This window comes from Paenibacillus nitricinens (assembly GCF_052056485.1).
Classification (GTDB): domain Bacteria; phylum Bacillota; class Bacilli; order Paenibacillales; family Paenibacillaceae; genus Paenibacillus_AQ; species Paenibacillus_AQ nitricinens.
The window spans coordinates 652774-665958 of the sequence record NZ_CP183948.1; the positions used below are offsets into that span (position 1 = coordinate 652774).

Here is a 13185-nt window from a genome sequence, read left to right on the forward strand (position 1 = left end):
ATCGTTGTGTTAATCTACTTTTTTGTTGTATTGATGGATCCTTACGGACTATTAAAGCAAGGGATGAAACGGGATTTTTATGTGTGTTGTACACTATGTCTGTTTTCTTTCTGTATTGCTTTTGCATTGGCCATGAAATGGCAGCTTCCTAGTCCTTCGCCTTTAATTGTAAGCTGGATCAGCAAGTTATTTTAGTTACAAGTCTAAGAGGAGATTTAAGCATGAAAAAAGAGATCATACCCGCAGGGCATTCTATAAGTATTGTTGTTCTATTTATTATTGGGACTTCACTATTTATGGGACTTCCGGGGAAATCGGGCAACAGTAGCTGGATTGCTCTACTTTTTGCCATATCGTTAACGGTTCCCCTGCTGTTTATATACGCGAGATTTCATGTGCTTTTTCCGGCGAAGGATCTATTTGATATCTTGATCACCGTATTTGGATCTATCTTTGGAAGAGTAGTTTCTTGTATGTATATATGGTACGCGCTGCATATGGGGGCCCTCGTTCTAAGAAATTTTGGGGAATTTAGTAAAACAGTGGCTTTGACTGAGACCCCTATGATTGCACCCATGTTATGTATTGGACTGTTATGTATCTGGGTGGTTAAGACAGGAATTGAGGTGATTGGACGATGTGCTAAACTATTTCTACTGCTGCTTTTAGCTGAGGTGCTGTTTATTGAAATCTTAGCGATTCCCAAGTTTAAGTATCACTATTTGAAGCCTTTTCTTGACAGTGGATGGTCACCGATATTTGCAGATACATTTGGATCATTTACGTTTCCTTTTGCTGAAATTGTTCTTTTTATGGGAGTATTTAGTCATTTACCGGCAAAAGACTCAGCCAAAAAGATTCTGCTAAGCGGATTACTGATTTCTGGTGGAGTGATTTTACTCGTTTCACTGCGGAATTTGCTGATTCTCAATCCTGATATTGTTCAAAGCTTATACTTTCCCTCTTATGTAGCAGTTAGTCGGATTAATATCGGGGATTTTTTGACCCGAATGGAGGCATCATCCGCACTTGGATTTGTAATCACCATATTCATAAAGGCCAGCTTATGTTTATATGTGGCTAGTGTTGGAGTAGCTAAGTTATTCAAACTGAAGAGCTACCGATCCGTTGTGCTTCAGCTGGGATTGATTATGGTTTATTTCTCTCGGTTTATCTTCAAGGATATTATGGAGATGCAGCATTTTGCCTATACTATTTATCCAATATATGCGCTTCCTTTTCAGGTGATTATTCCGTTGATATTGTGGATTTGTGCTGAAATTAAGGTTAGTAAAAGTAAACATAAGCAGGTGGCATCACAGCAATAGACCTACTTTCGAACATTCCTGATCTCTAGTAAAGATTAGGAATTCTTTGATTTTAAAACTAAACATAAGTTAGCTATAATGATAGATATATAGAATGGTTGTTTTAGAAAAGAGGGAAACAGGTATGAACGTCAGCAACATCATTATGTCCTCTTATTGGGGTAGAGAGGTTAGACATAAATATATTACTCAAGGATCTAAGACACTGGCTGTTATTTTTCCAGGTAAAAATTACTCGGCTGAACGCCCTCTGCTAGATTATGCGGCCAAAGCTGCTCGGGAACATAATTGCGATGTCCTGCTGCTTGAATATGGCTACCAGAGTGCTAGAGTAGGTTTTAAGCGTGATGAAATGATTATTCTCATTCAGGAATGTAAGGCGGCTATTGCATCTCTTCCTGATTACAAAAAGATTCTATTCATTAGCAAAAGCGTGGGTTCGGTCATAGCAGGAAGAATTGCAGAAGAGCTGGAAATACAGAAAAAGACGTCTCATCTATATATAACACCATTACCTGAGGCGATCCCTTTGATACAGCAGAGTCGTGGGACTGTAATTTATGGCGGAGGCGACCCTTTATTTAGCGAACAGCTATCTGGTGAAATTAGTGGGCTTCATCATTTAAAAGTGTATAGAATTGATGATGCTAATCATAGCCTTGAGGTAGAGCAGGTCAACGAGTCACTAGCCATTCTGCTTGTTATTATTAATTTTTATCATGAATTTTTCCGTGATGCTTTAAATACATAACCTTTGGAGGATGCTGATTATGATTTTGGAAGCTGCGATGCTGCAAGTGAAGTCTGGTTTTACTACTGAATTTGAAAAAAGCTTCAAGGAGGCCTCAAGCTTAATTTCTTCGATCGAAGGCTACATAGGGCATGAATTGCAGCATTGCTTGGAGGATGATCATAAATATCTTCTGCTTGTGAAGTGGAGAAGGCTTGAAGATCACACCATAGGATTCAGAGAATCCAGCCAGTATCAGGAATGGAAGGCGCTGCTTCACCATTATTACGCCCCATTTCCGGTAGTTGAGCATTTCACCCGTATTAATCTGGACTAAATGGAGGATGACGAATGAAAGCGAAGCTTGTTGGGGAAGGCAGAACAGCGGAGATTTGGGAGCATGATGATCAGAGGATTCTTAAATTGTACCGGGAGTACATATCAGAGCAGGACGTTAGCCAGGAATACAAAATCAGCCAATTTGTACATGCGCAGGGTGTTCGGACACCGCAGCCCTTTGAACTAATTTCTGAACAGAGTCGACAAGGAATCGTTTTTCAACAAATTCAAGGTCCCACCCTGCTAAAGGTGATGGGTGAGAAGCCTTGGAAAGTTACCCATTATGCCAGAATGATGGCGGGACTTCACTGTGATTTGCATAAGCTTGAACCTACAGAAGAAATTGGCCAGCAGAAGGATATGCTAAAAAGAAACATTATGGGCGCTCCTATGTTGAGCGAAGAGGAAAAGTCCGTCGTTCTAAAGTATTTAGAAAAGTTGCCGGAAGGAACTCGTTTATGTCATGGGGATTTTCATCCCGACAATGTGCTTATGGACGAGCATCTCTGGGTGATCGACTGGATGACAGGTGTGACGGGAGAACCAGCGGCCGATGCTGCTCGATCTGTAGTGATGTTCAGTTTGGGAGCCATGCCTCCTGGTGCTTCTGCTTTCTCAAAATTGATGTTAGGTTTTATCAGAAAAAGATTAACTAAGGGGTATATTCAAGAGTATATCAGATTATCAGGACACACCTATGAGGAAGTAGACCGCTGGATTCTGCCGATCGCTGCCGCGCGTCTGGTGGAGGGGCTATCACCTCCTGAGAAGGAGCTGCTGGTAAAAGAAGTACGTAAACGTCTACAAACCTTAGCCGCAGAGGTGAGCTGATCCTGACAAGAAACGGAGTGTGCTTCATGACTATCTATATTGCGCTGCTGCATGGCATTAACGTCGGCGGCCACAAAATCATTAAGATGCAGGATCTGAAGACAATGTTGCAGTCCCTTGGTTTTCACAATGTACGAACGTATATTCAGAGCGGCAATGTAGTGTTTGAAAGTGATGAGGAATCGGAGAGTCTCCTTAGTGGAGTCATTGAACGCCAGATTCATGAGGTTTTTGGTTTTGAGGTCTCTGTTATGATTCGTACACTGGCTGAGATGGAGGAAGTAATCACTAATAATCCCTTTCAGCTAACCGACCCAGAGGCGTTCAAAAGAGGGTATGTTTCTTTTCTGCCAGCAGTGCCTTCAGCTGAAGCACTAGATAAGCTGCGTATTTATGAGGAAGGACCGGATAAGCTGCGTTTTGCCGGCAGAGAGATGTACGTGTTATATGAGATCAGCGTGAGCCAATCGCCGCTTTTTAAGGTTTCTTTTGACAAAATATTGGGTATGTCTGTTACAGCACGTAACTGGAATACAGTGAATAAGCTCGTTGCTATGGGCAGGATGAAATAGTCAATTTTAAAAACAGAAAGGCTCCACATTGTGGGTCTTTTTTGCGTTCTGGGGGCCTTGTATATTCAGCAAACATTCAGCTTGGACTCATTGAGAGTTAAGGTAAGGGTGAAATAATACACCTACAGAAAGATTGAACCGGGGGCACAGAACTGCCGGAATACAGATGATCAAAGGATAGGAGTGGATGGAGATGAGCAGGGTCAAAAAAATAAGCTCGGATCTTATATTGTGGCTCATTTTATTACTTGCCGCTTTTTTATACGGGTATGGAGTTTGGAATGACCACTATGTGAATACATACTACACCACCGCGGTGGGAAGTATGCTGCAGAGCTTTCATAATTTCTTCTTCGCTTCACTGGACTCCGCGGGTTCAGTAACGGTAGATAAACCACCAGTTACCTTTTGGATTCAGACACTTAGCGCGCTTATCTTCGGGCTGCACGGTTGGAGTGTGATTTTGCCACAGGCACTTGGTGGCGTGGGCTCCGTGTTACTTGTATACCTGCTGGTGAAGCCTACCTTTGGAAGAGCGGCAGCACGTATAGCAGCTCTAGTCATGGCGACTACTCCGGTAGCAGCGGCAGTCAGCCGGACGAACAATATTGATGCACTGCTTGTATTCACCCTTCTGCTCGCGGCATGGTTTCTATTTAAAGGGACGAAGAGCAACAAGATGGGTAGCCTTCTTACCGCATTTGCGTTAATCGGTGTTGGTTTTAACGAGAAGATGCTACAGGCGTACATGGTTCTACCGGCTTTTTATTTCTTTTATGTCTTAGCTGCCAAAGTGAACTGGAAGCGGAAGACGGGAGTATTGGCCGCCTCCACAGCAATTTTGCTTGTAGTTTCCTTATCCTGGGCAGTGATCGTGGATTCGATTCCCGCCAGCAAACGGCCTTATATCGGCAGCAGTGGTACCAATTCAGTGCTGAATCTTGCTTTTGGGTATAATGGCGTGGCCCGATTAACGGGGGATCGTGGGGCAGGTGGTGGTGGCGGTGGAATGCCAGGAATGAATGGCGGCGAGATGCCGAACATGAATGGTGAAATGCCAGCTATGAATGGCGAGATGCCCAACATGAACGGGTCAGGCAGTAATAGTGGCGCTGATGGCGGACGTGCAGCATTTTCGGACCGGCAAGGCACAAATTCGACCTCGAATAGCCAGACTGGTGACGATGATGGAGGTGCACCAGGTCAGCCTCCTAGTGGAACAGACAGTCAAGGCCGGCAATTTGGTGGCGAGGACGGCGGGCGAGGAAATCGCGGCGGCATGAATGGCGGTGGAAGCGGAGGCGGAATGTTCAATACAGGAACAGCAGGTCCACTGCGCCTGTTCCAATCGGAGCTGTCAGGTCAAGCTAGCTGGATGCTGCCTTTCGTATTGCTAGGCATCATTGGATTATTCGCCAATCTGCGGAGAAAGAACTTTAACCAAGCTCATAAAGAGGCTCTCTTCTGGTTAGCGTGGCTGGTGCCCGTTATGGGATTCTTCAGTATCGCAGGATTCTTCCATCAATATTATCTGGTGATGATGGCTCCACCAGTTGCAGCATTAGTCGGTGCAGGATGGTCGAAGCTGTGGACGCTATATCGGGAGCACTCTGGTTGGCTGTCTTGGCTATTGCCTGCCGCAACGCTGGTTACAGCAGGGTTCCAGTGGTACATTGTTCATCCTTATAACGATACGATTGGCAGTGGCTGGTCCATTGGGATTTTAGCTGCAGGCATAGTGGTTTCGCTGGTCCTGGTAGTTCTTAAAGGCTTTAAAAAATTCTTTATTTATACGACAGCGACAGGTATTGCAGCCGTATTAGTATTGTTAGTTGGGCCGCTTTACTGGGCAGCTACTCCCATAACTTATGGTTTAAACAGTCAAACCCCTGAGGCAGGCCCGAGCAGTAGTGAGGGTAGAGGGGGAATGGGCGGCAGTCCAAGCAATTTTGGACGTAATAGCGCCGCAAGTGCGAATGAGAGTCTGTTGTCCTATCTGGAGGAGAACAATACTGGGGAGCCTTATCTTTTTGCTACATTGGATTATGGCACAGCAGCTCCATATATCGTTGATAAGGGTGCCTCGGTTGTTATTTTGAACGGATTTTCTAACTCAGACACCGTGTATACCCCAGATACCCTAAAGGCGTTCGTAGAGAGCGGAAAGGTGAAGTACTTCCTGATCAATAGCGGTGGTATGGGTGGTGGACGCGGGGGAAGCTCCGAGTTGACGACTTGGATCACAGAGAATGGTACAGAAGTTCCAGCAGCCGATTGGGCAGGAAGCGATGGAGGAAACAGCGGGACATTATACAAGGTCACTGTAAACTAGGCGAATGTAAATCATATGAAGCGTGTTATGAGATAGATCAGGCACGCTTCATTATTCAAATTTAAGGAGGAGCTGCTCATGAGTACCCACGTGCGCTATTCCATTATTATACCGATGTTTAACGAAGAGGCGGTCATTCAAGAGACGTATCGACGTATCAAAAAAGTAATGGGCTTAACTAATGAAGTGTATGAGCTGATCTTTGTGAATGACGGCAGCACAGATAATTGCGCCCAGATGATTGAGGAATATAGCTACTGGGATGAGAGTGTGAAGCTGATCGACTTATCTCGTAACTTTGGACATCAGATCGCTATTACTGCCGGAATGGATTATGCCCTAGGGGATGCAGTTGTCATTATTGATGCCGATTTACAAGATCCGCCGGAACTGATTCTGGACATGATTGCGGAATGGAAGCAGGGGTATGAAGTTGTATATGCCAAAAGGATAAAGCGCAACGGAGAATCCTTATTCAAAAAGTGGACGGCCAGCCTCTTTTATAGAGTGCTACGTTGTTCAACCGATATTTCAATACCTGTCGATACGGGGGATTTTCGCCTCATCGATCGTAAAGTCTGTGAGGAGCTCAAACGCCTGCCGGAGAAAAATCGATTCGTACGCGGTCTGGTCAGCTGGGTCGGTTTTCGGCAAAAAGCCATTGAATATGAACGCGATGAACGTCTGGCGGGAGAAACAAAATATCCGCTGAAACGGATGATTAAGCTCTCTCTGGATGGAATTACTTCCTTCTCTTATAAACCGCTGAAGCTGGCAGGATACCTTGGCGCGTTGCTGTCGGCCTCTGGTTTTCTATATCTGATGTATGTGCTATATCTGGTGATTTTTACGGATTCAGTCGTTAAAGGCTGGGCATCGATGATCGGAATCACACTGACCTTTAATGGTTTTGTGCTCATTATGTTAGGGATTCTGGGTGAGTATGTCGGTCGGATTTATGATGAGACCAAGGGACGTCCGCTCTATATTGTTCAGGAGTTCTATGAAGGCAAGAAGCAGCAGGATGCTCGTGAGCAGCAAGCTCTACACAATCGATAAATACAAGGGAGGGATTCGTTGTGAAGATTAGAAAAGCGGTTATTCCCGCCGCGGGTTTAGGCACTCGTTTCCTGCCTGCAACTAAGGCTCAGCCCAAGGAAATGCTGCCCATTGTGGATAAGCCGGCGATTCAATATATCGTAGAAGAAGCTGTTCGATCCGGCATTGAAAGTATCATTATCGTGACGGGGCGTAACAAGAAATCGATTGAAGATCATTTCGATAAATCAGTGGAATTGGAACAGATGCTTTTGGAAAAAGGAAAAGAGGAGCTGCTTCGTGAAGTCCAAGCGATTAGCGAACTGGCCAGCATTCATTACATTCGGCAAAAAGAGCCGCTAGGACTAGGTCACGCCATCCTTTGTGCGGAACAGTTCGTTGGCGATGAGCCGTTCGCTGTTCTGCTCGGTGACGATATCATGGTCTCGGAGGACCCGGCGCTACTGCAAATGATGCAATTGTATGAACAAGAAGAGAAGACCATCGTCGGTGTTCAGCAGGTACCACGGCAGGAGGTTCATAAATACGGAATTATTTCATCTAGCGGTTCACTACAAGGCGTCCATGAAGTTAAAGGTTTGGTGGAGAAGCCCTCACCGGATACGGCACCTTCAGAGCATGCGATTATGGGACGTTACATTTTGGAGTCTTCGATATTTTCAGTGCTGGCTAACCTTGAACGGGGAGCAGGTGGTGAATATCAACTGACTGATGCATTGCATGAGGTATGCCGTACTGAAGGTCTGCTAGCGCTGGATTTGATCGGCAGACGTTATGATATTGGTGATAAATTCGGCTACATTCAGGCTACGCTGGAGGTCGGATTGATGCGGGAGGAGTTGCGTCCATTACTGGTTCCGTATTTGCAAAAGCTGGCTGCTAGTCTGAAGGAAAGTGAAGAAGTGGGGGCGTTACCTTGGGGTACACGCTAGTGATTGAAGGAGACTGTTCCAAACGATCCTAACATCGTCTTCGGCGGCGGCGGGAAGATGTTTGGGGCAGTTTTTTTGCGCGTGGGGCGTTTACAGGGCAGTTGGGGATGAACAAATAAGCGCACTTTATGCAATTAAAAAGCGCATCAGACTGCTATATATCGACCTAGTTGCACTTGATACACTTATTTCTTCATAATCCAATGGAAATACTCTTTCCATCTGTTTTTTGTTGCATAAACTGCACTTAAAAGAGTCATAGAGGGGCTAAGGTATGAAATAACTGCACCAAGTACAGTTATTTTTTGCGATATAAAAAATCCGGAGGACAGATTCCTAAGAATCGTCTCCGGATCTATATTTTCAGTCATTGATTAAGCCTTTAGCACATCATGATCAACATAACGCGCGCCATTTAGCTCGCTAATCACATTAATGGCTACCTTCGCGCCATCGCCTGCCGTAATAATGGCATGTACACTTACTCCGGCAACGGTACCTGCAGCCCAAATGCCTTCAATATTTGTTTTGCCTTCTGGATTAACAGCGACTACTGTTTTGATTCTTGGTTCTGTACCATCCTTAGTTTCCACACCTGCTTTGGCGGCTAGATCGGTAAGGGCGCCTGTTGCTAGAATAACATGTTTGGCTTCATAAATGATTCCGTCTTCAGTTTCAATGACGAATCCATTGCCGCTGGAAGTGAGGTTAATCGCTTGTTCTGCTACCAGCTCAGCGCCAAATTTGACGGCTTGCTTATGTCCGGTTTCTACGAGATCAGGACCGCCTACTTCGGAAATTCCATAAAAGTTTTCAAACCATCCTCTACGGGTCATGCCTTTATCATTGTCGATCAGCAGCGTTTTTTTGCCCGCCTTGGCGGCGAACAGGGCTGCGCTTGCACCGGCAGGACCGGCTCCAATTACGGCGATTTCGTACATTTTTTTGACCTCCTAAAAGTTTTGTGGAGCAAAACTCGCTTCGAAAGCATAGGCTTAAGTTTTGCGGAGCGACGCTCCTTAGAATGGACAACATAGTAAAACTACTTCGTAAGCATGGGCTTAAGCCTATCATCTATTATAACGACTATTACTCTCTCTTGGCTAATCCTTCCTCGCAAGGAAGGGTAACCCTGAACGTTGTTCCCTCACCGAGGGTGCTGCTTACAATAATCTTGCCCTGATGTGCCTCTACGATAGACTTGGTAATAGAAAGGCCGAGTCCAGATCCACCATATTTTCGTGTACGAGAGGAATCGCTGCGGTAGAAGCGATCGAAGATATGTGGGATATGCTCTGGAGAAATCCCGCAGCCGTTGTCTTGCACCGTTAGAATGGCCTCATTTCCCCTAGCATATAAAGAGAGATGAATGGTGCCAGATTCTGCATCCGTATGCTGAACCGCATTGTGGAACAGATTCAGAATCACCTGTTTGATTTTATTGGGTTCATATTTACCCTGGATGCCATACGAGATATCAAAAGTAACCTTGCGCTGATCCGCTAACAAGAGCAGATGCGGCTTCATTTCGGATATGACCTCACCGAGCAGCAGATTCGTCATCCGCAGTTGAGGGGCGCCGTCCATCCGAGCGAGCAGCAGTAAATCCTCCACCAGCTTATTAATCCGTTTCGATTCGCCATGCATGCTTCGCAATGAATTGTATAACTGTTCTTTATTATCCGCAGCGCCTCGCAGTAAGACCTCTAGAAAGCCATGGATCGAGGTCAGCGGCGTTCGCAGCTCGTGAGAAGCGTCGGCAGCGAAGCGGCGCATTTGTTCCTTGGCTTCCCGTTCATTATGAAAGGATATTTCGAGACGCTCGAGCATACCATTGAATGAATGAGCCAGCTTGTCGATCTCAGTCTGGCCTTGGTTCATTGGAAATCGGATATCCAGATTACCGGCATCAATGATCTCGGCGGACTCTCCCATATTTGACAGAGGGACCAGCGTCTTTCGAAGGGCAGGCAAGTATAGGAAGAAGCCAGCCAATAAAGCAATCACTGACAAGCCTGCGTAGATCATCAATTGCTGTAAGATTACATCCGTAAGAGGTCCGGTATTCACACTCATTTGGAGTAGCAATCGAGTATTTCCAGGTCTATAGAGATTCACGAATATAGCCAGATGTTCAGTGCCGTCATCGGCCTCTACGAGCTTATAGTTTCCTGTTGCTCTATCCGTGATATGAGTGAGCAGATTATTGTATTGTTCATTCGTTAATCTAGGCGCGGCTGAATCAGATAAAGTCATTTGCTGTAAGTCTCGGAAGGTGCCATCCGCGCTATAAATAGCGAGTGTTGTATGGGCATCCAGCAGGAGTGGACGCCTATTTTCACCGGTTCTTTGACCATTTGGAATTTTATTCTCGCCGTTTCTTTCCCCCGGCAAATTGCCATTAAACTCGGTGTTTCCATCATTTGGAGTTGTGGTGTCCTCGTCATAGGAATTGAAAAAGTTGAAAAACATTTCACGGGGAACAGAACGTATTTGCGCTTCCATAGACTCTGCTCTATTGCTATATATGAAATCCCGCATGAGTATATATTGTAATACTCCGATTAGCAGCAGCAATCCTGATAGAATGAGCAGCGAAATGGCTAGCAACTGCTTACGCAGAGAACGTGGTGCAGGCAGCTTACGAAACCATTTAAAGATGCGCTTACTCATAGATCTACCCGGTAGCCTGCTCCCCGCAGGGTACGGATAATACGGTGCTCCTTATCCCCTAGCTTCTCGCGAAGTGAACGGATATAGACCTCAACGATATTTTCCTCACCACCAAAGTCATAGCCCCACACTTTATCAAGAATCATGGGTTTACTTAGTACAAGGCCGTGATTAATAACGAGATACTGTAATAACTCGTATTCCGTGGGGGAGAGTTCAAGGACTTCTTCCTTGAAGCGAATTTCTTTTCTACGGCTATCAATTCGGAATGGACCGCAGCGCACCTCGCCGAGCAGACCTGGAAACTGATTGCGTAGCCGCGCTTGAATTCGGGCAAGCAATTCGTCGAAGCTGAAGGGCTTGACCATATAATCGTCAGCGCCAATAGTGAGACCCTTGACTCGATCGTCCACTTCATCCTTTGCAGTTAGCATAATAACGGCTAGTTCCGTCTCTTCTGAGCGAAGGTAATGACATAACTCGAATCCATCCATGCCAGGCATCATGACATCTAGGATGGCTACATGTGGCTTGAACTCAGCAGCTACCGAGATGGCTGTGATCCCATCGGGTGCGGTTCTGACTTCAAATCCTTCGTTAAGGAGACCCAGCTCCAGAAATTGTAGTATATGAGGCTCATCATCTACTAGCAGTAGTCGAACGCCTTGAGCTGCTTTCATCATAGGTACCTCCAAATCAGTGATAGATAGCTACATTATGACATATCCGGTTGAAAGTTTGCTGAAGATCCGTCCCTTTGCTTTACGTGTAAAGGAATCTTTTCTTATTTCATGATGTTTCAAAGGGGTTAATTTAGTTATAAGTAATATTAATGTGTTTAATAACAAACAAGGTTAAAAAATCCGGATTTTCGAAAATGTGATAAAGGGTTTTGACGGCGGATATAGAACACTTTACAATAAGGATAATCTCCTGATTTTGGTGAAAGTTACCCATTTTAGGGAAGATTATTCGACCGTGTTATATTTCCTTCCACGTTTTTCTCATCTTTGTCCATCTTCCTATCAAGGCTCATTTCTTTCAAGTGTATTTCTTGTTCATTCACTTCTTTTTGGAACTTCTGTTCATTCAACCTGTGCTTGCTGAACTTCATATTACCCATAAGTCAAGGGAGGCTTTTCCATGAAGAAAAAAGAAATGGTAGCCATGCTATTGGCTGGAGGCCAAGGCAAAAGATTGAAAGGTTTAACCAAATCGCTTGCCAAGCCCGCTGTTTATTTTGGAGGGACCTATCGGATCATCGATTTCCCTTTAAGTAACTGCTCCAATTCAGGTATTGATACAGTGGGTGTGCTGACTCAATATGAGCCACTCATACTGCATTCTTACATCGGAGTAGGCAGCGATTGGGATTTGAACCGTAAGAACGGCGGGGTATTCGTGTTGCCACCGCATGAACGTGAGAATGGAAGCAGTTGGTACCGGGGAACAGCAGATGCGATTTATCGGAATCTTAAGTTTGTGGATCAGTTTGATCCAGAGCATGTTCTTATTCTATCCGGAGATCACATTTATAAAATGGATTATCACGCTATGCTTCAATACCACAAGGAAAGAAACGCTGATTGCACAATTTCTGTCATTGACGTTCCGCTGGAGGAAGCAAGCCGATTTGGAATTTTGAATACCGAGGAAGATCTAAAAATTTACGAATTTGAGGAAAAGCCCGCTCAGCCAAAAAGTACATTAGCTTCTATGGGGGTGTATATCTTCAAATGGGAGGTTCTCCGCAAGCATCTACTGGAGGATGGAGAGAATGTAGGATCCTCCCACGATTTCGGCAAGGATATCATTCCTTTAATGCTGGAGGACGGAAACTCCTTATTTGCTTACCCTTTTGAAGGATACTGGAGAGATGTAGGTACAGTAACTAGCTTATGGGAAGCGAATATGGATTTGCTGAGCGATACCCCGCCACTTAATCTAAATGATCCTAGCTGGCGCATTTTTACACGTAATCCGAATCAACCTGCCCAATATGTCGCCCCTGGGGCGAAAGTGTCAGGCTGCATTATTAATGAGGGCTGCATTGTGCACGGAGAAGTGAATCACTCGGTTCTCTTTTATGGTGTAGAAGTGGGTGAGGGAAGTGTAATTACGGACTCCGTGATTATGCCTAAGGTCAAGATTGGCAAAAATGTACGTATTCATAAAGCGATTATTAGTGAGAATACGGTAATCGACGATTATATGGAAATAGGCATCGAACGGGAGAATGAGAATGAAATTCTGCTGATCGACAACAAAAGCAAAAAACGTAAATCAGCTGTAGCCAAAACCATATAATCAAGCTAAAACGCCTTTGGCGTCCTTCTAGGGACGGTAAGCGTTTATGCGAGATTTATAAGGATAAAGTATATCGTGAAAC

General features: G+C 44.9%; 12 protein-coding genes. 9 read left to right on the forward strand and 3 right to left on the reverse strand.

Annotated features, from left to right (window positions below; all coding sequences use genetic code 11):
* Positions 1-221 precede the first annotated feature (221 nt).
* From ACN6KS_RS02980 to galU, 8 genes are all read left to right on the forward strand, one after another.
* Complete coding sequence (locus tag ACN6KS_RS02980; protein WP_440961309.1) at positions 222-1328, forward strand: GerAB/ArcD/ProY family transporter; 1107 nt, start codon at positions 222-224, stop codon at positions 1326-1328.
* A gap of 124 nt (positions 1329-1452) precedes the next feature.
* Positions 1453-2079, forward strand: a complete 627-nt coding sequence (locus ACN6KS_RS02985) for a hypothetical protein (RefSeq protein ID WP_440961310.1) — start codon at positions 1453-1455, stop codon at positions 2077-2079.
* A gap of 19 nt (positions 2080-2098) precedes the next feature.
* Complete coding sequence (locus ACN6KS_RS02990; RefSeq protein WP_440961311.1) at positions 2099-2395, forward strand: antibiotic biosynthesis monooxygenase family protein; 297 nt, start codon at positions 2099-2101, stop codon at positions 2393-2395.
* A 14-nt stretch (positions 2396-2409) separates the two neighbouring features.
* Positions 2410-3228, forward strand: coding sequence for a phosphotransferase family protein (locus ACN6KS_RS02995; RefSeq protein ID WP_440961312.1), 819 nt, complete (start codon positions 2410-2412; stop codon positions 3226-3228).
* Between the two features lie 26 nt (positions 3229-3254).
* Positions 3255-3800, forward strand: a complete 546-nt coding sequence (locus ACN6KS_RS03000; protein ID WP_440961313.1) for a DUF1697 domain-containing protein — start codon at positions 3255-3257, stop codon at positions 3798-3800.
* 193 nt (positions 3801-3993) lie between these two features.
* Positions 3994-6132, forward strand: a complete 2139-nt coding sequence (locus ACN6KS_RS03005; RefSeq protein ID WP_440961314.1) for a glycosyltransferase family 39 protein — start codon at positions 3994-3996, stop codon at positions 6130-6132.
* A gap of 78 nt (positions 6133-6210) precedes the next feature.
* Positions 6211-7191 (forward strand): glycosyltransferase family 2 protein, encoded by a 981-nt coding sequence (locus tag ACN6KS_RS03010; protein ID WP_440961315.1) that lies wholly within the window; start codon positions 6211-6213, stop codon positions 7189-7191.
* A 20-nt stretch (positions 7192-7211) separates the two neighbouring features.
* Positions 7212-8123, forward strand: a complete 912-nt coding sequence (gene galU / locus ACN6KS_RS03015) for a UTP--glucose-1-phosphate uridylyltransferase GalU (protein WP_094878270.1) — start codon at positions 7212-7214, stop codon at positions 8121-8123.
* A 374-nt stretch (positions 8124-8497) separates the two neighbouring features.
* Here galU and ACN6KS_RS03020 read toward each other — a convergent pair whose 3' ends face one another.
* The 3 genes from ACN6KS_RS03020 to ACN6KS_RS03030 form a co-directional block, all read right to left on the reverse strand.
* On the reverse strand, positions 8498-9064 hold the full coding sequence (locus ACN6KS_RS03020; protein WP_042184618.1) for an FAD-dependent oxidoreductase: 567 nt from the start codon (positions 9062-9064) through the stop codon (positions 8498-8500).
* Positions 9065-9212: 148 nt separating this feature from the next.
* The gene (locus tag ACN6KS_RS03025; RefSeq protein WP_440961316.1) at positions 9213-10796 is read right to left on the reverse strand and encodes a sensor histidine kinase; all 1584 of its coding nucleotides are present in this window, start codon (positions 10794-10796) and stop codon (positions 9213-9215) included.
* Complete coding sequence (locus ACN6KS_RS03030) at positions 10793-11476, reverse strand: response regulator transcription factor (protein ID WP_076116779.1); 684 nt, start codon at positions 11474-11476, stop codon at positions 10793-10795. The genes ACN6KS_RS03025 and ACN6KS_RS03030 overlap by 4 nt, the downstream gene beginning before the upstream one ends.
* 463 nt (positions 11477-11939) lie before the next feature.
* On the opposite strand from ACN6KS_RS03030, the gene ACN6KS_RS03035 reads away from it, so the two are divergent.
* Positions 11940-13103: a glucose-1-phosphate adenylyltransferase gene (locus ACN6KS_RS03035; RefSeq protein WP_094873597.1), complete on the forward strand. Its 1164-nt coding sequence runs from the start codon at positions 11940-11942 to the stop codon at positions 13101-13103.
* The last annotated feature ends 82 nt before the right edge of the window (positions 13104-13185 follow it).